At 31.6% G+C, this 16,330-nt stretch carries 14 protein-coding genes; 3 read left to right on the top strand and 11 right to left on the bottom strand.

Translation table 11 applies throughout. The annotated features are described in order from the left end of the window. Nucleotides 1–62: 62 nt before the first annotated feature. The 5 genes from CKF59_RS07810 to CKF59_RS00025 are packed head-to-tail and all read right to left on the bottom strand — an operon-like array spanning nt 63 to nt 6,190. On the bottom strand, nt 63–1,730 hold the full coding sequence (locus CKF59_RS07810) for an ATP-binding cassette domain-containing protein (RefSeq protein WP_222985410.1): 1,668 nt from the start codon (nt 1,728–1,730) through the stop codon (nt 63–65). Nucleotides 1,731–1,742: 12 nt separating this feature from the next. After that, nucleotides 1,743–2,570, bottom strand: a complete 828-nt coding sequence (locus CKF59_RS00010; protein WP_222985412.1) for an ABC transporter ATP-binding protein — start codon at nt 2,568–2,570, stop codon at nt 1,743–1,745. A gap of 11 nt (nt 2,571–2,581) precedes the next feature. Continuing rightward, nucleotides 2,582–3,487 carry an ABC transporter permease subunit gene (locus tag CKF59_RS00015; protein WP_119533935.1) on the bottom strand — a complete coding sequence of 302 codons (906 nt, stop codon included), beginning with the start codon at nt 3,485–3,487 and terminating at the stop codon, nt 2,582–2,584. Between the two features lies 1 nt (nt 3,488). Then, nucleotides 3,489–4,490, bottom strand: coding sequence for an ABC transporter permease (locus CKF59_RS00020; RefSeq protein WP_119533936.1), 1,002 nt, complete (start codon nt 4,488–4,490; stop codon nt 3,489–3,491). 14 nt (nt 4,491–4,504) lie between these two features. Further along, on the bottom strand, nt 4,505–6,190 hold the full coding sequence (locus CKF59_RS00025) for an ABC transporter substrate-binding protein (protein ID WP_119533937.1): 1,686 nt from the start codon (nt 6,188–6,190) through the stop codon (nt 4,505–4,507). A 321-nt stretch (nt 6,191–6,511) separates the two neighbouring features. On the opposite strand from CKF59_RS00025, the gene ygfZ reads away from it, so the two are divergent. Then, on the top strand, nt 6,512–7,468 hold the full coding sequence (ygfZ, locus tag CKF59_RS00030) for a CAF17-like 4Fe-4S cluster assembly/insertion protein YgfZ (RefSeq protein ID WP_119533938.1): 957 nt from the start codon (nt 6,512–6,514) through the stop codon (nt 7,466–7,468). 49 nt (nt 7,469–7,517) lie between these two features. Here ygfZ and CKF59_RS00035 read toward each other — a convergent pair whose 3' ends face one another. Continuing rightward, complete coding sequence (locus tag CKF59_RS00035) at nt 7,518–8,702, bottom strand: LptF/LptG family permease (RefSeq protein WP_222985414.1); 1,185 nt, start codon at nt 8,700–8,702, stop codon at nt 7,518–7,520. 2 nt (nt 8,703–8,704) lie between these two features. Next, nucleotides 8,705–10,021, bottom strand: a complete 1,317-nt coding sequence (locus tag CKF59_RS00040; protein WP_119533940.1) for an LptF/LptG family permease — start codon at nt 10,019–10,021, stop codon at nt 8,705–8,707. 268 nt (nt 10,022–10,289) lie between these two features. Here CKF59_RS00040 and CKF59_RS00045 point away from each other — a divergent pair, with 268 nt between their 5' ends. Continuing rightward, the gene (locus tag CKF59_RS00045) at nt 10,290–11,534 is read left to right on the top strand and encodes an MFS transporter (protein WP_119533941.1); all 1,245 of its coding nucleotides are present in this window, start codon (nt 10,290–10,292) and stop codon (nt 11,532–11,534) included. A gap of 80 nt (nt 11,535–11,614) precedes the next feature. Here CKF59_RS00045 and CKF59_RS00050 read toward each other — a convergent pair whose 3' ends face one another. Then, entirely contained in the window at nt 11,615–12,292 is a 678-nt protein-coding gene (locus tag CKF59_RS00050; protein ID WP_119533942.1) for an N-acetylmannosamine-6-phosphate 2-epimerase, read from the bottom strand. A gap of 160 nt (nt 12,293–12,452) precedes the next feature. On the opposite strand from CKF59_RS00050, the gene CKF59_RS00055 reads away from it, so the two are divergent. Next, nucleotides 12,453–13,004: a queuosine precursor transporter gene (locus CKF59_RS00055; protein ID WP_119533943.1), complete on the top strand. Its 552-nt coding sequence runs from the start codon at nt 12,453–12,455 to the stop codon at nt 13,002–13,004. Nucleotides 13,005–13,055: 51 nt separating this feature from the next. Here the strand turns inward: CKF59_RS00055 and nagA are convergent, their stop codons facing one another. From nagA to CKF59_RS00070, 3 genes are all read right to left on the bottom strand, one after another. Further along, the gene (gene nagA, locus CKF59_RS00060) at nt 13,056–14,231 is read right to left on the bottom strand and encodes an N-acetylglucosamine-6-phosphate deacetylase (protein WP_119533944.1); all 1,176 of its coding nucleotides are present in this window, start codon (nt 14,229–14,231) and stop codon (nt 13,056–13,058) included. 15 nt (nt 14,232–14,246) lie between these two features. Further along, complete coding sequence (gene nagB / locus CKF59_RS00065) at nt 14,247–15,086, bottom strand: glucosamine-6-phosphate deaminase (protein WP_119533945.1); 840 nt, start codon at nt 15,084–15,086, stop codon at nt 14,247–14,249. Nucleotides 15,087–15,299: 213 nt separating this feature from the next. Beyond that, a complete protein-coding gene (locus tag CKF59_RS00070) occupies nt 15,300–16,274 on the bottom strand; it encodes a hypothetical protein (RefSeq protein ID WP_119533946.1) in 975 nt (324 codons plus the stop codon). Nucleotides 16,275–16,330: the final 56 nt, after the last annotated feature.

Here is a 16,330-nt window from a genome sequence, read left to right on the forward strand (position 1 = left end):
TAAATTATAAAAAATACTTAATAAAAAATCCCCTTCTATCCAGGAATAGAAAGGGAATTAAATTAAGATTTTTTCATTACATTTTCAGGTAATTTTGGAATTGCAGCTAAAAGTTGCTTAGTATACTCATGTTGAGGATTATTAAAAATATCTTCAACATTACCATATTCCACAACTTCTCCACGATACATAACAATAACTCTATGAGAGATATGTCTAACTACCGATAAATCATGACTTATAAATAAGTATGAAGTATTATAAAGCTTTTGAATTTCAAGCATTAAATTCAGAATCTGAGCTTGCACCGATACATCTAAAGCACTAACAGCTTCATCAGCAACTACAATCGAAGGATTTAAAATTAATCCTCTTGCAATCGCAATACGCTGTTTTTGTCCACCTGAGAACATATGCGGATAACGTTTTAAATGTTCAACTTGTAAACCAACTAGTTGAATCATTTTTTCAATTTGCTCAGCTCTTTGTTTTGCAGTTAGGGAAGTGTTATAAATTAAAGGTTCTTCTAAAATTTTAAAAATTGTTTTACGTGGATTTAAAGAAGCATGTGGATTTTGGAATACCATCTGCATTTCTTTACGCATTAATTCACGATCATCTGCTTTGTTAAAATTAATTTTCTTTCCTTTAAAAAGCACTTCACCTGAGGTACTCTTTTCAATCCCTAAAATCATTTTAGCTAGGGTTGATTTTCCAGAACCCGACTCTCCCACAATAGAGATAGTTTCTCCAGCATGCAAAGCAAAAGTCACATCTTTTACAGCTTCAAGTTTTTTACTGCTGAAAATACCTGTACGAATTTTAAACTCTTTACGTAAATTCTTACCTTCAAGAATTACTGGAATATCTTTCATTAAGTCATCTACATCAAACTCATACTCTGGGTAGTACTTAGACAACTTAACTTGACGCTTACTACCATCAAAGAAAGTATATTCTTTTGTATTTTCTTGAGATTCTGCAGCAACTTCTACTGTTGGTTCTTCTTTATCTTGAGCTTCTTCTTTATCTTGAACCTTAGATTTACTTTGAGATTCCCCATCAACTTTAATTGCTTTCGTACTTGAATCACTTTGTTTAACTTCTTGCTTTAATTCTGAGTTATCCTCAAGAGGAGAAGCTGTTAGCCTTGTTTCACCTTCACCTATTGTAACTTGAGCCGTTTCAGTAGAACCTACAAAATCCTCACTCGCTATAGTTATTTTTTTCTTATCTGCTCCTAACTCCACGGCTTGTGCAATAGCTGAAGCTGTAGCTACAGTTGCTAAAACATTAGCACTATCTACTTTAGGAAATACAGATTCATCAATAACTTCAGGAATATCTATCTCAGCATTTATAGGCTTTTCTTTAGTTTTCTCTATAGTTTTCACCGTAATAACCTCTCCTTCCTGCTCCACAGATAAGTTATTTTGCGGAGAAACTTTTAGATTATCAGTCGCATAAAGAAGTTCGTAATTATCTTCTTCATTTAGACTTGCAGATCTACTTTTATCAGAAGTATTAACCTTAGCTTCTTGCTTTGGTAGCGAAGATTTTTCTGAGCTAGGAGTATCAGTACTCATAAGCTCTTCTGAAGAGTTTTCTTGTTCACTCTCACTATTTGATAATTCTTTATCTTCTTGATAAGAAAAGATTAAGGGAACATCATTCGGTAAAAAGAAAGTAGCACTGGTCTCTTTATTTTCTTGATTAAGATTTTTTGTCATGAATATCCCCCGTTAATTCCCTTGCTCTACAGCAATTGGTTGTAAGTTCTTCGCAAATTGCGGTAAAGAACTGATTAAAGCACGGGTATAGTCCCTCTTAGGGCTTAAGAAAATATCATCAACAGACCCTTGTTCTACAATTTCCCCTTTACGCATCACAATGATCTGATCAGCAATCTCTGAAATTAACGCTAGATTGTGACTAATAAAGATCATCGTCATATTATTTTCTTTTTGGATTTGCAGTAATAAATCTACAATTTGCTTTTGGATAATAACATCTAATGCAGTTGTAGGTTCATCAGCTATAAGAATTTTTGGATTACTCGAAATCGCAATACCAATCATAATTCTTTGTAGCTGTCCTCCAGATAATTGATGCGGATAAGCAGAAAGTCTTGACTCTGGATCGAGGATTCCAACTTTATTTAAAAGTTCAACTGCCATCTGCTGGTACTCTTTATTCGATTTACCAGGCTCATGCACAACTAAAGTTTCAATTATTTGTTGACCTATAGTATAAGTTGGATCCAAAGCATTTAGAGCATCTTGGAAAACATAAGAGATAGTTTTACCTAAATAAGGTCTTTTTTGTTTTGTGGTTAATTTTAAAAAATCTATATCATTAACCTCTATCTTATCAGCTTCAATTGTAGCTGTTTTACCAAGCAAATCTAAAATTGCTAAAGAGGTAACTGATTTTCCTGATCCCGATTCACCTACAACTCCTAGAATTTTTCCTTGCGAAGCTGTAAATGAAATATTTTTTAATGTAGGAGTACTTCCTTTTTTACCGAAAGTTACTTTTAAATTTTCAACAACTAAAGCATTTTTGGTCATAACTCTCTCCATTAATTAGATTGTCTTAATTTTGGATCAAGAGCATCACGTACTCCATCTCCCATAAAATTAAACGCTAATACAGTTAGCAAAATTGCTAAACCAGGGAAAGTTACAGTCCACCATGCAGATAAAAAGAATCTGGTTGACTCAGAAAGCATAGTTCCCCATTCAGGTGCAGGTGGTTGTGCACCCATGCCAAGAAATCCTAAAGCTGACATAGTTAGAATTGCACTTGAAAAGCCTAAGGTTGCTTGCACTGCTACAGGAGTTAAAGTATTTGGAAGAATTGTATTAAACATTAATTTAACATTGCCAACTCCTACTAAACGTGAAGCAGTAACATAATCCTTAGACTTCTCAACTCTTACCCCAATACGCATTAAACGTACATAAGAAGGAATAGAAATAACCCCTATCGCTAGAGCTGCATTTTCTAACGATGGACCTAAAACCGCAACTACGGCAATCGCAACTAATAATGATGGTAAAGACATAATAATGTCAACGATACGAGAAATAATTATGTCTAAAATTCCTCCAAAGTAACCAGCGATTAAACCTAAAGTAACCCCTATTACAGAAGATATAACCACGATAACTAGACCATTTAAAATAGATACTCTAGCTCCATAAATGATGCGTGAAAGAATGTCTCTCCCTACATCATCGGTACCTAAAATAAATTGCATGCTACCTCCTTCCATCCATGCAGGAGGTTGTAAGGCATGTTCACGAAATTGCTCAACTGGATCATAAGGAGCAACAAAAGGAGCGAAAATTCCAGACAATGCTAAGATTACAATAAAAATTAATCCAATTACCGCCCCTTTGTTTTGGGCAAAGGCAGCAATAAATAATCTAGTAGCTGATTTATCTGAAATTAAATCTTTATTAATTTCTGATTTGGTTTCCATATTATTTCACTCTTGGATTAATTAAGATATAAACGATATCTACGATAAAATTAATCAGTATTACAAATACAGATATAAATAATATTGCAGACTGGATTACAGGAAAATCTCTAGAATTAATAGCATCAACAAGCCATTTACCTACTCCAGGCCAAGAGAAAATCGTTTCAGTTAAAATTGCTCCTGATACTAAACCACCAACAATTAATCCTAAAACCGTTACAATTGGGATTAAAGCATTGCGTAAAGCATGAAGCACAATTATGCGATAACCACTAAATCCACGTGCTCTTAATGACTGGATAAATCCTTCATTAAGAATTTCTAACATCGAAGATCGAGTCATTCTCGCAATAATTGCCGTTGGAATAGTTCCTAAAGCAATTGTAGGCAAAATAATATGTAAAAATGCAGATTTTAAAGCTCCAACATCCTTAGCAAGAATAGCATCTATAATCGAAAAGCCCGTTACTTGTGGGATAAAGTATTCTACCCCGATATAACCTGAAACTGGTAGCCATTGCAAAGTAATAGAGAAAATCATTACTAAAATTAGTCCCCACCAGAAAACAGGCATAGAATAGCCAACAAGAGAAATTGACATTAATAAATTATCAAGCCATTTCCCGCGATTTAAGGCAGCAATAATTCCTATTGGTAATCCTAAAACACAAGCAAAGAGGATTGCGGTAATCGTTAACTCAAGAGTTGCTGGAAAACGAGTAAAAAACTCTTGTAATACCGGCAAACCTGTATTGAAGCTTACCCCAAAATCACCATGAAAAATATTTTTTATATAAATTAAATACTGGGTTAAATAAGATTGATCTAAACCAAGAGTCGCTCGCATTGCATTATAATCAGCTTCAGAAGGAGACTTATCTCCTAACATAGCTAATACAGGATCTCCAGGAAGAGAATGTACCAAAATAAAAGTTAATAATGTTATACCAAAAAATGTTGGGATTAACATTAACACTTTTTTAAAAATTGTTTTAAACATAACTTCCTAAATTCTTAATCATTTGTTGATATATCTTGTTTACTAGGATCTACTTTTTTCACTCCATAAAATTCAACAAATCCAAATGGAGTGTACTTATAATCTACTACTTCAGGTCTCATGATCGCTAAAAGCATAGAGTGTCCTATAACAATAAATGGTTGATTCTGCTCAAATACAGCTTCTGCCTGAGCATAAATTTTTGCTCTTTCTTCAGTATCTGGAGTAGTACGTCCTAAAGTAACTAATCTATCGAACTCTGCATTGGCAAAGCGAGAATAGTTAGATTTACCAATAGACCCTGAAGATAATAATGGTGTTAAAAAGTTATCAGGGTCACCATTATCACCAGACCAACCATAGGTACCTGCTTCAAAATTACCAGCACGAGTCTGTTTAATAAACTCATTATACTCTGTAGTTTCTAAAGTAGCATTTACCCCGATCTTTTTCCAATCCTGTTGAATTAACTCTGCTGTACGTGCAGGATTTGGATTTGAAGATCTTGAAACTGGTTGCACAAAAATCTTAATATCAAAGCCATTTGCATAACCTGCTTGAGCTAAAAGTTCTTTAGCCTTTTCCGGATCATATTGATCAACCTTAAGATTAGGATCATAACCAAGCATGGTTGAAGTTAAAACATGACCATCCATAACAACTTGGTTGTTATATACCAATCTTGCAATTGCTTGCTTATCTATAGCCATATCAAGAGCTTTACGTACTCTTACATCTTTTAAAAACTCTTTATCATTATTTAAAGCGATATAGGCTACATTTAAACCAGTTTGTAAACTTGTTTTTAAGTTATATTTTTTGATCACTTCAGCTTGATCAGCCGAGTTTGGAGCTTCCATAAAGTCACACTGCCCGGTAATAACCTTAGCTAAACGTGAAGTTGGATCTGGGGTAATACTATAAATTAGAGTGCTAATCTCAGCAGGTCCTCTAAAATAATTAGGATTTATCGTATAACGAATTGCGGTATCTTTAATATACTGATCTAACTTCCAAGGACCGGTACCTATAGGTTTTTGGTCTATTAATTCAGGCTTACCCTCTTTTAATAAAAAATCGGCATACTCTTTCGAATAAATCGAAAGTACATCCATAGCTAAATCAGAAACAAAAGTAACATTTGGTTGGTTTAAATAGAATTTAACCGTGTAATCATCAATTTTTTCTACTTTATTAATTAAAGAACCAAATCCCATAATATTCCAATAAGGATATACCCCTCCACTAACCTTGTTATATGGATTATCCTTATCTAACATGCGACTAAATGTAAAAAGTACATCGTCTGCATTAAAATCACGAGTTGGAGTAAAGATATCATTATCATTAAACTTTACTCCATGACGTAAATGTAAAGTTACTTCCTTAGAATCATCACTTACTTCCCATGATTGAGCTAATGCAGGGATAAGTTTAGTACTTCCTCTTTCATTTTCAACCAAACGGTTAAAAATTACTCGTGATGATGAATTATAAGAAGTACCATCAGCAACTATTGCTGGACTTAAAGCTCTTGGCGATCTACCAATGCAAAAAACTAGAGTATTATCTCTATCTAAATTATTGGCTTCATGTTGCAATATTGAAACATTAGAATTAGGAGTGTTCATGTAATAACCTACACCCCCAACTACAGCTGCAATACTTGCTAAGCCTATAATAGTCTTTTTAAATGCCATAAGAATTAAATTTGTTTGAATTTTAAAAATAAGTTAAAAGATTTTTCTAATAATTTATAAAATTATACAATAATATCTATTACAAAAAAATAAAACTGTAAATAACTAAAACCTACAAAATTTATGTGGGTTTGATTTTTTTTATTACCAAAACCTTTATAAAAAAGATCTCTATTATTCAAGAGAGATAAATTTGCTATTTTTATTGCACCACAAAAAATCAAAATTGCTCATAGACTTTACTTGTATAATATCAAGCAAAAGATGTATATCTAATCCACCAACTTTTAGTTTTTATTCTAACCCATAAAATAAAATATCATGGAAAGACCTACCAATTGGTACTATATTTCTGTATATGGTAGAGATGCACAAAGATTCTTACAAGGGCAAATACCTGTAAACTTGTTACATATGCAAACTCGTACAGCTACTTACTCTTGTTTAACTTTACCTACAGGAAAAGTAATTGCTACATTTAGATTATATAAAATAACCGACTACAATTTCTTTATACTAACTTATGGTGAAGAGTCGGCACGTCGTATTGAAAATCATTTGAAAAAGTTTGCAGTCTTCAGTGATATCATTATAAAAGTACATTCTTTTGTTGAAATTTATCTTGGTAATGATACCACCACAGAGTACAAACTTATTGGATATCCTAATAATGATTACGCAGAACACACACCTTATAATTTACAATTTCTTATTACCGATTACAGAATAAATCCTGAAATCGCTAAAAAAGAATTTGGAATTGAGGGACAAATTATAACGGGTGAACAATCTCTAGCTCTAGCAGCTTTAAATGGTTTTGTTTATAATCTTGAAGAGAAAAACTGTGATAAATTTTTACCTCAAGCTTTAGGCATTGACCATTTAGAAAGTGCAATTAGCTACAATAAAGGATGTTACCAAGGACAAGAAGGAATTGCTCGAGCTAAGTTCCGTGGAGCAAATACTCACACTCATGTAATTTTTACCTTTGACGGACAAATTGCACCAAATTTTGATCTAGAACAAGCACAAATTTTCGCTCACTTCTCGGAAGATAGTAATAAAAAAACCGGAACTATCTTGGGTATCTATAATCTAGCAGGGATTAATTGCCAAGGACTAGATTTTATTCCTACTGAAAACAGATCTTGGATTATTGATTCTATTATTAATTCGAAAATTATCTTTGATGAAGAAGTAAGATTTTCGATAAATATCGGAGAGCAAAGCTTTGAGCTAGAAATTTTTAAGCTTTTCGACATGAATGCAATTAAATAAAAATAACTAAAAAGATAAAGCAGTGTACCCAGAATACACTGCTTTTCATTTATTTACGTCTTGCTAAATAAAGTCCATAAATAAAGAATAATAATGAAGGAATTAATGAAGCTACTATAGGTGCTAAACCATAAGTGGTTAATAATGGTCCTACGGTATTATTTAGTACGTAAAACACTAAACCTAAAATTACGGCAAAAAATATTTTTAGCATTATAGATACATTACGCATATTGCCAAAAATACTTGAAGTAGCAACAAACATCATGACAAAAAAGCTTAAGCCTGCAAAAACTTTTGACCAAAATAAATATCTATAAGAATCTGAATTTTGATTAGTTTCAGTTAAAAAGCTTATATAGCTCCACAATGAGGTTAAAGTAAAATTATTTCGATCTTGATTTACTAAAAGTAATTTATCAGGAGTCAAAGTCGATTCCCATACATAATTACTATATAATTTCACATTAAAACTTTGATTGGTAGCTAACTCTTTTTGTAATAAACCAAAAAGAAATTGATTATCCTGATTAATATTATTTTTTATTTCTTGTTCTTGCGATGTTGTTAATCCACTATCATTTTGGATTTGATAAGTAAACTCTTGCACCTTTTGAATATGCCAAAGTTTATCTTGATTATCCCATAGAGCTCGCTCTCCAATTATAATTTTTTTTATTGCATAGTTAGTTTCATCATATTGCAAAATTAAAATATCTTGTAAATTTGCTTGATTACCAACTTGAGCATAAACAAACTCGCCATTTGCTTTTGACCATAAAGTTTGATTACTCGTATAAAAATTACCATTGTTCAACTTAGCACTTTTCATCGCATAACCATAAGAAGCAGCCTGTGGTGCTACCCATTGTTGTACGGCTAAATTAAGCAAAGAGAATGGAATAATAAACCATAACAATCCAAGAAATATTCTTAACCTTGAAACCCCTACTGACTGAATTATGATTAATTCACTATGACTTGCCATTTGTCCTAAAGCGATCATCGCACCAAGCAAACCAGCCATAGGGAAAAAAGTATTTATGTCGGGAGCAGCAAGCATTAAAGAATAAAGGAGAGCATCCGTTAAAGTATAAGCTCCTCTACCAACATTAGATATCTCTTCGGTGATTCTGATAATTAGACTAAATAAAACTAAGCCAATTAAAGTAAAAGTAACAGTGATACTTACTTTCTTGACCAAGTACCTATCTAAAATTCGAAATAGCGTCACACCTATTGCCCTCCAAAGAATTTACGGATTTTGGCAAAAATAAAGTTCTTCTTAATAGAATTTCTATCTGTAATTAAGATATAAACTAAGAACACATAGATTAGGTTAGTCACAATAAAAATATATAAAGTTGTATCTATTACTTTACCTTTATTTATTACCGAACTTAAAGAGTTAAGAATTAGCAAATAAATAAAATATAAGGAAATAGATACGATAATGTTTGTAGACCTACCTTGACGAGGATTTACTTTTCCAAAAACAAAAGCTAAGAAAGCAAAAAGAAATACTGAAGCAGCATTTATTAATCTTACTGCAATCTCGAGGTAAGCAATCTTATCTTCATTACTAAGATCTAATAATTGCGTGATGGTTTTAAACTTATAGGCTTCAAGATTAGTTTCTTGTTGTACAAGACCTATTCTTAAAGTTAAAGTCTCAAAGTTTATTTTATTCACTCCTGATAAATTAGAACCTAACACTGTTTTTAATTGCTCATAATTATAATCTTTTGCATCAAAAATAAGAGTTCCAGATTCATCTTCTTTAGGCGTTAATAATTTTTGAATTTTTTCTTGTTCTTCGTTAGATAACTGACTAGAATCTTTCTCGCCTACGGCGTTAAGCTTAGCTATCTCAGGTAAATGAGCTTCTACTTTATTATAAAAATCGTCTGATAAATCTCGAGAGAAAACCGAACCATTTTCTAAGACAATTAGTCTTTGATTGTCTTGTACTCTAACTTTACCAATTGCACTCATAATAAAGTTTAAGTTTCCTTTTTGATTAAAATCAAAAACATAAATACCATGAGCTACATTGCCATCGATTTTATTAACAAATAGAATATAGTTAGTATCAGGAATACGATTAAAACTACCTTCTGAAATCAAAGAAAAAGTAGGATTAGTCCGAAAATATTGAATTTGATTACGACTCTCAGTTAATAAACTTGGAGCTAAAAATAAAGAGTTAAACAAGCAGATTAAAAATACTATACTTGTTGGCAACATTAAACTCTTTAGAACTCGTGAATGAGGTAAACCACAAGCGTACATTACCGTCATTTCTTGATTATTGTACATGCGAATAAAAGTAAACAGTACACCTAAGAAAAACGAAAAAGGTAAAAAATATTGCAACATAGTTGGCATATTTAAAAAGATATACTTAAAGACAAAGCCAACTGGAATATTTCCTCTACTTACTTGGGTAAAAGCGACAATTAGTTGTTGTGCAAAAAAGATTGAAAACAATATTAAAAACGTAATTACAAACGTTTTTAATATATTTTTCTTTAAATACTTAAGAAGAATCATTCTGTGTTTAAAATTAGAAGATTAAAAATTATAAAAGTTTACAGAATACTAGTTAATAAACAATATGATTATATCATCAAGTATATATTCGACAAAATTATACCCAAAAATAAAATTTTATCCTTAATTTAGTACAATTTTAAGTACACTTTTGATAAACTATATAAGTATAAGCAAAAATAATTGCTATAACTTTGATATTATTTCGAATATATCGCCACATATATAGGTTATCAAGAGATAATTTATCTTCCCAAAGGATATCCATATGAATAAATCTCCTTTATGCACAAAGGTGTCAGACTTTATAAAAAATAATAGACAACTCCTTTTAGGATTTTCTTTATTTACTTTAGTGTTCTTTAAATTATATTTACCGGTATTCTTTTTACCTATAGTATATTTTCATTTATTAAATAAATTAAATCCTCAATATAATCCGACGACTAACGAACATCGCCAATACTATTGGTCATTCCTTGTAGTTAGTTTTATTCAATTAATTATCGTAGCTATAGGAATTAGTTTAGCTTTATTAATTGCTGACTTTGCTGGTTTTGTAGGAGTTATTCTAGCTTTAATCATAGGTTACATCACGAGCTATGTTCTCATTAACACTCAAACTGCTTACGTGTATCTGTTTTTAAATGATGTAACTATTTTACAAGCACTTACAGAAAGTAGAGAGTTATATAATAAACTACCTGCAAAAGATAAAAAGCGTCAGCTTACATTTTTTAGCTTTGGCTTTTTTGCTCTAGGTTTATTAAGTTTATTCTGCTTAAATGCTTTATTTATTTTCTTAGCTTCTTTCTTACTATTTGCTCTTGTTAGTTTTACAGCTTTCCTTTCACAAGCAAAACCTCAAGATCTTGAGCAAGAAGACAACAATACTTCTAGTTGTAATTGTAAAGAAAATGTAGCAGATTTATTCGAAAAAGCTTTAGATCCACAAACTTATGTAAACCTACTCTTTTGGGTTGTAAAAGTTATTTTTGATACAATTGCGGGGATCTTCCAAACGATTTACGCAGTTTATGGAGACTTTAAAGAAGCTTTTGTTTATACAGAAGATAAAGTAGAGTCTACGAATAATGAAAAAGAAACTTCTGCTACTAGTGAAGAAAAATCTAATAGTGAAGAAAAAGCTACTGCGGAAGAAAATCTTAACCTCACTCAAGAAAATAAAAAAGAAAAAGTAGTAGAAGAAGGAAAAGTAGAGGCAAATGAATCTACAAATAACGATCTTACTTCTCCTCAAACAGAAGCTTCAGAAGAAGCACAAACTTCATCTGAAAAGCAAACTTCGGAAGAAACACAAGTACAAGCTTCTCTAGAAGAACAACCTTCACCTGAAGATAAAACTTCAGAAGATACTACTGTTGCTAAAGCTGATGAACAATCATCTGAAGTAGCTCAAGCAAATCAAGAGCAAACGCAAGAAAACCAAGATACTTTAAATGAGTATGTTGCTCCGTTTGTTCCTGAACAGCAAGATAAAGAACAAAAATAATCAATTTTAAGAATTAATTCTTAATCTTGAATAAAAGCAAAAAAAAGAAGTAGTTTTTTCGGACTACTTCTTTTTTTATTTTAATCTTTTGTTACCGAAGCTGCCTTAGCAAATTTTTCGGTCATAACTTCTAATCTTGTAAGAACTGTGCCAACGGTTACACAATCAGCTCCAGCATAAACCGCTTTTTTTACATCTTCGGTTGTATTTAATCTTCCCTCTGCCATAACAAAGTACCCTTTACTTGCAAAGTATTCGATTAACTCAAAATCCGCAAACTCCGGAATAGGTCCACCTGTATATCCTGATAAAGTTGTCCCTATAATCTCACATCCTAAAGCTGCACAATAATCCCCATCTTCACGAGAAGAACAATCAGCCATAGCTAAACATCCATAACTATGAATAGCTTTTACTAAATCCTCTCGAGATACAGGACGTTTACGATCGGTTCCATCAAAAGCAATAATATTCGCACCTGCTTTAGCTAACTGCTCTACATCTTCTAAAAATGGAGTAATGCGTACTGGAGAATCATCAAGATCATACTTTACAATTCCAATTACAGGGACACTTAAATGACTACGACTGGCTAAAAGATTATCTACCCCTTCAATTCGAATACCGCTTGCCCCACCATTTACCGCAGCTTGAGATAATAAAGCAACGATTTCAGGTTTATCTAAAACTCCGTGATCAACAGGTTGTACACTTACAACTAATTTATTTCTTAATTTTCCTAAAATTTGTTCTTTCATATTCGACCTCTCGTAAATTAGTTATTTTCTTTTTTACAAAATATGCTAAAATATCTTGGCTTTATTTTTTATATCCGCTTGCGTAGGATTACTCGCTTATTGCAAGTTAATAGTTATTTATCATCTTAAAGGTATGCTTTTTGATGAAAGGATTTAATTTATGAAATTAGTTTGGATTTTTGGATACGTTCTATCCGTACTATTGGCAAATATTACTTTAGATGCCTTTATTCCTTTACCTATCTATGGTCAACTATCTATAGGTACCTTATTCTTTGCTTTTATTTTTACCATTAGAGACCGTATTCACGGTTATGGTTTAAAATACGTTTTTATTGCCATTGGCTTAGCTTTACTCGTTACAGTAACTTACAGTCTGCTTTATGGAATTGAAGCTAGATTTATATTTGCTTCTTTCTTATCTATTGCCGTAAGTGAATTTACCGACACTATAGTCTTTCAAAATCTTAAAAAGAGAAATTGGTTATTACGTTGTCTCACTTCAAACGTGATTTCCGTACCCTTAGATTCTTTTCTCTTTACGTTTTTAGCTTTCTGGGGAAATCCTGAATTCCCTTTAAACTTCATGCTCGAAATTATTTACGCTGATGTTTTAACTAAATACGTAATTGCAGCTATAATTGCTTTCCCAATTTACTTTTTTGGTAAAAATACTTTACTAGCTCATCACTATCGCAAAGAAAGCAACTAATTTATCTAAATGAAAAAAAGACGCGCTCATGGTGCGTCTTTTTGCTTTTCTCTACTCTTTACTCGTGTAAACTTGTTTACCGTTCACATAAGTATCTTGAATCGTAAAATTATTATCGAAGATAATTAAATTAGCGTCAGCACCTTCTTTTATAACCCCTATTTTATTTTCCAGACCTAATTGTTTTGCTGGATTATAGGTTGCTAATTTAATTACTTGTTCTAATGTTAAATCACTATGTTTATGTAGTCGACGTAATTGAGAATCCATAGTTATCGCTGAGCCTGAAAGAACTCCATTCTCATCATAACAGCCTTCATCAATAACTCTAATTAGCTTATTAGCAAAATAGAATTCTGTTAAATCACTACCTGCAGGCATTAAAGCGTCTGTAACAATAAAAATATTATCTCCCTTTACTTTTATTGAAAGATTAACTAATGGCCAAGCTACATGAACTCCGTCAACAATAATTCCAGGACTAATTTTATCTGATTCATAGATAGCTCCAATTACCCCAGGAGTACGCCCATTAGCGATTGAACTCATAGCATTATATAAATGTGTAGCACAAGTTACCCCTGCTTCAATATACTCTTGTGCTTGTTCATAAGTAGCATTCGTATGACCTAAAGAAATCAGCACTCCAGCTTTTAGTAATTCTTTTACTTTTGCTAAATCATTTTCCTCTGGAGCAAGAGTTAACATCTTGATATAAGGAGCATATGATAAATAAAGCTGTAAATCCTTATCTTCGATTGGCTTTATATAATTTACATTATGCGTCCCTTTTTTAATTTTACTTATATGCGGACCTTCGATATGTAATCCAGGTACAACATTAACTTCTTCTGGATTTAATTCATGATACTCTTTAATTACTTCTAATGCTTTCTTTCTAAACTCATAAGGACTTGTAATTAAAGTTGGTAAAAAGCTTGTACAACCAAACTTATAGTTACAATCTCTCATTACTTCTAAAGTTTTAACACAGAGATTATCTAAAGTTTCATTGAAATTAGCTCCCCCACAACCATTAACTTGCAAATCAATAAATCCTGGAGATAGATTCGAACCTTTTAAATCAATAAGTTCATAATCCTGAAGTTTTTCAATCTCCGAAGCCTCAATAACCCTTTCTACTTTTCCTTGGTTTACTAAAACCGCTACATTTTCTTTTAGTTCAGGGGTATAAACCTTACCATTAATAAAAGCTAATTTTGTCATAATCACTCCTCTACCTTATAAATACTCAGCAAAGACAGTTAAATCACGCTCAAAATTATATTCTTTGGTAGGGTCTATGTGTTCAATTTCTCTAAAGTACTTAAATGTTCTTAAAGTTAAATCTAAACAAGCTGGCTCATCACAAACGATCATGGCATGTTTATGTTGTTGTAAAGCTGTAACTGTCCACATATGAGTTACCGACCCTTCAACCGCTTGTTTTACTGCTAAAGACTTATTTGCCCCTGTAGCTAAAATCATTACTCTTTTAGCATCTAATAAGGTGGCTACCCCTACAGTTAAAGCATACTTTGGAACTTCATCTAAAGAGTCAAAGAATCTTGAATTTGCCACTCTAGTTTCTTCTGTTAAAGTTTTTACTCTTGTTCTTGAGGTAAGAGAAGATCCTGGTTCATTAAAAGCTATATGCCCATCTATTCCAACTCCACCTAAGAATAAATCTATACCACCATAAGACTTTATTTTCTCTTCATAAGCGAGACAAGTTGCAACTATATCCTGAGTCATACCATCAAGAATATTTACATTCTCTTTTAAAATATCTATGTGATTAAATAGATTCTCATGCATAAAGTATGAATAACTTTGCGGATGATTAGCTGATAACCCTAAATATTCATCCATATTAAAGGTAACAACATTCTTAAAACTTACTTTTCCTTGGCGATAATATTCTATTAAATATTTATAAGTTTGGACAGGTGTCCCTCCGGTTGGTAACCCCAAAACGAATGGTTTCTCTGCGGTTGGATTTGCTTTATTTATAGCATCAACTATATATTTAGCACTCCACTTAGCCACGTCATCAGAAGTTATTAAAGGAATAACTCTCATATTCACCTCTTATTTTGTTTTAGAATTTATTATCTATTGCTTTTATACTCTTATTATATTATCGGTCAAAGGAAAAAATTGTGCAAAACAAAAAGTTAAAAATGTGTCAAATGACCACTTTTTATATTAGAAAAACAAAAAATTTTGTTTAATTATCTTGAATTTAATTTTAATAAACAAGAAGAGTCACTAGTAAAACTAGCGACTCTTCTTTTAATTATATTCTAACTGTAAACTGCCTACTTCTGATTCTATAGCAAAACAATAATTAGATAATAAATCATAATCATCATTGTTCATATCTAAAAGAATAAAGAACAAGTTATAATCCTTCCCTTTCTCTAGAAGCTCAATAATCAGGGATTTGATCTTATATAACCTATCTTTAGCTTCTTGCTCATTGATCATAAAAGTACGGTAATTATTTAAATCAAATAAATGACGTAAGCCTGAAATAACAATACAAGAGTTAACTTTTAAGTGTTTATTTAAAGTCATATCGTACAAACGATAAAAATACATATAAACAAACTTAAACAAATTATCCTTAGTATGAGCTTTTAAATCAACATAGCTTACTTTTTGTGTGCCAACAAAAATATTGTAATTAGCGTCATATGTAGTGTTTAATAACACCTTAGTCATATATCTAAATTGCTCATTTATGGTTGTACACTTATTAATATCTCCAATGGTCATGTAATAATCAGACATGCCTAAAGTAACATAACTTTGAATTGTCTGAATGTGAGATACCTTACCAGCTAACTGAGCTTTAGTACGATCTACATATGAATATTGTGGCGTAAAAATCAATGAGTTTTTAACTAAATTGGTAAAGAACTCACGATCTTCTTCAAGGATAAAATCAATATTACTTAAAAAGTATTTAATATTATAGGCAGATTTATAATAAGTATGAATTGTCGCATTACGCTCTACCCCTTGTTTACCTACATCACTTTCAAAGACTACAGGCATTGCTCCTACTGCAGTAGCTTCAAATGCAGTACCCGTAAAATCTAAAATACCAAAAGTATAATTACTATCCTGTTTATTGCTTACATAATCTACAATTGACTTATCAACTATATTTGATAAATCAGTTTTTATTAATAAATTCCCCTCAACTTTTATATTTTGTAAAGCAAGGAATTCATTCTTAAATCTTGGAGTTCTTAAAGACATCTAAATCTTATAAAATTGAAAGAAAAAAATTATTAGAGTTTTGTATATGATAATAC

The organism is Psittacicella gerlachiana (assembly GCF_003585965.1).
Taxonomy (GTDB): domain Bacteria; phylum Pseudomonadota; class Gammaproteobacteria; order Enterobacterales; family Psittacicellaceae; genus Psittacicella; species Psittacicella gerlachiana.

Excerpts from the sequence above, each read along its gene's own strand:
- CKF59_RS00055 (WP_119533943.1), top strand. The coding sequence starts at position 12,453 with ATGAAATTAGTTTGGATTTTTGGATACGTTCTATCCGTACTATTGGCA.
- ygfZ (WP_119533938.1), top strand. The coding sequence starts at position 6,512 with ATGGAAAGACCTACCAATTGGTACTATATTTCTGTATATGGTAGAGAT.
- nagA (WP_119533944.1), bottom strand. The coding sequence starts at position 14,231 with ATGACAAAATTAGCTTTTATTAATGGTAAGGTTTATACCCCTGAACTA.
- CKF59_RS00045 (WP_119533941.1), top strand. The coding sequence starts at position 10,290 with ATGAATAAATCTCCTTTATGCACAAAGGTGTCAGACTTTATAAAAAAT.
- nagB (WP_119533945.1), bottom strand. The coding sequence starts at position 15,086 with ATGAGAGTTATTCCTTTAATAACTTCTGATGACGTGGCTAAGTGGAGT.
- CKF59_RS00070 (WP_119533946.1), bottom strand. The coding sequence starts at position 16,274 with ATGTCTTTAAGAACTCCAAGATTTAAGAATGAATTCCTTGCTTTACAA.
- CKF59_RS00025 (WP_119533937.1), bottom strand. The coding sequence starts at position 6,190 with ATGGCATTTAAAAAGACTATTATAGGCTTAGCAAGTATTGCAGCTGTA.
- CKF59_RS00010 (WP_222985412.1), bottom strand. The coding sequence starts at position 2,570 with ATGACCAAAAATGCTTTAGTTGTTGAAAATTTAAAAGTAACTTTCGGT.
- CKF59_RS00050 (WP_119533942.1), bottom strand. The coding sequence starts at position 12,292 with ATGAAAGAACAAATTTTAGGAAAATTAAGAAATAAATTAGTTGTAAGT.
- CKF59_RS00040 (WP_119533940.1), bottom strand. The coding sequence starts at position 10,021 with ATGATTCTTCTTAAGTATTTAAAGAAAAATATATTAAAAACGTTTGTA.
- CKF59_RS00015 (WP_119533935.1), bottom strand. The coding sequence starts at position 3,487 with ATGGAAACCAAATCAGAAATTAATAAAGATTTAATTTCAGATAAATCA.
- CKF59_RS00020 (WP_119533936.1), bottom strand. The coding sequence starts at position 4,490 with ATGTTTAAAACAATTTTTAAAAAAGTGTTAATGTTAATCCCAACATTT.
- CKF59_RS07810 (WP_222985410.1), bottom strand. The coding sequence starts at position 1,730 with ATGACAAAAAATCTTAATCAAGAAAATAAAGAGACCAGTGCTACTTTC.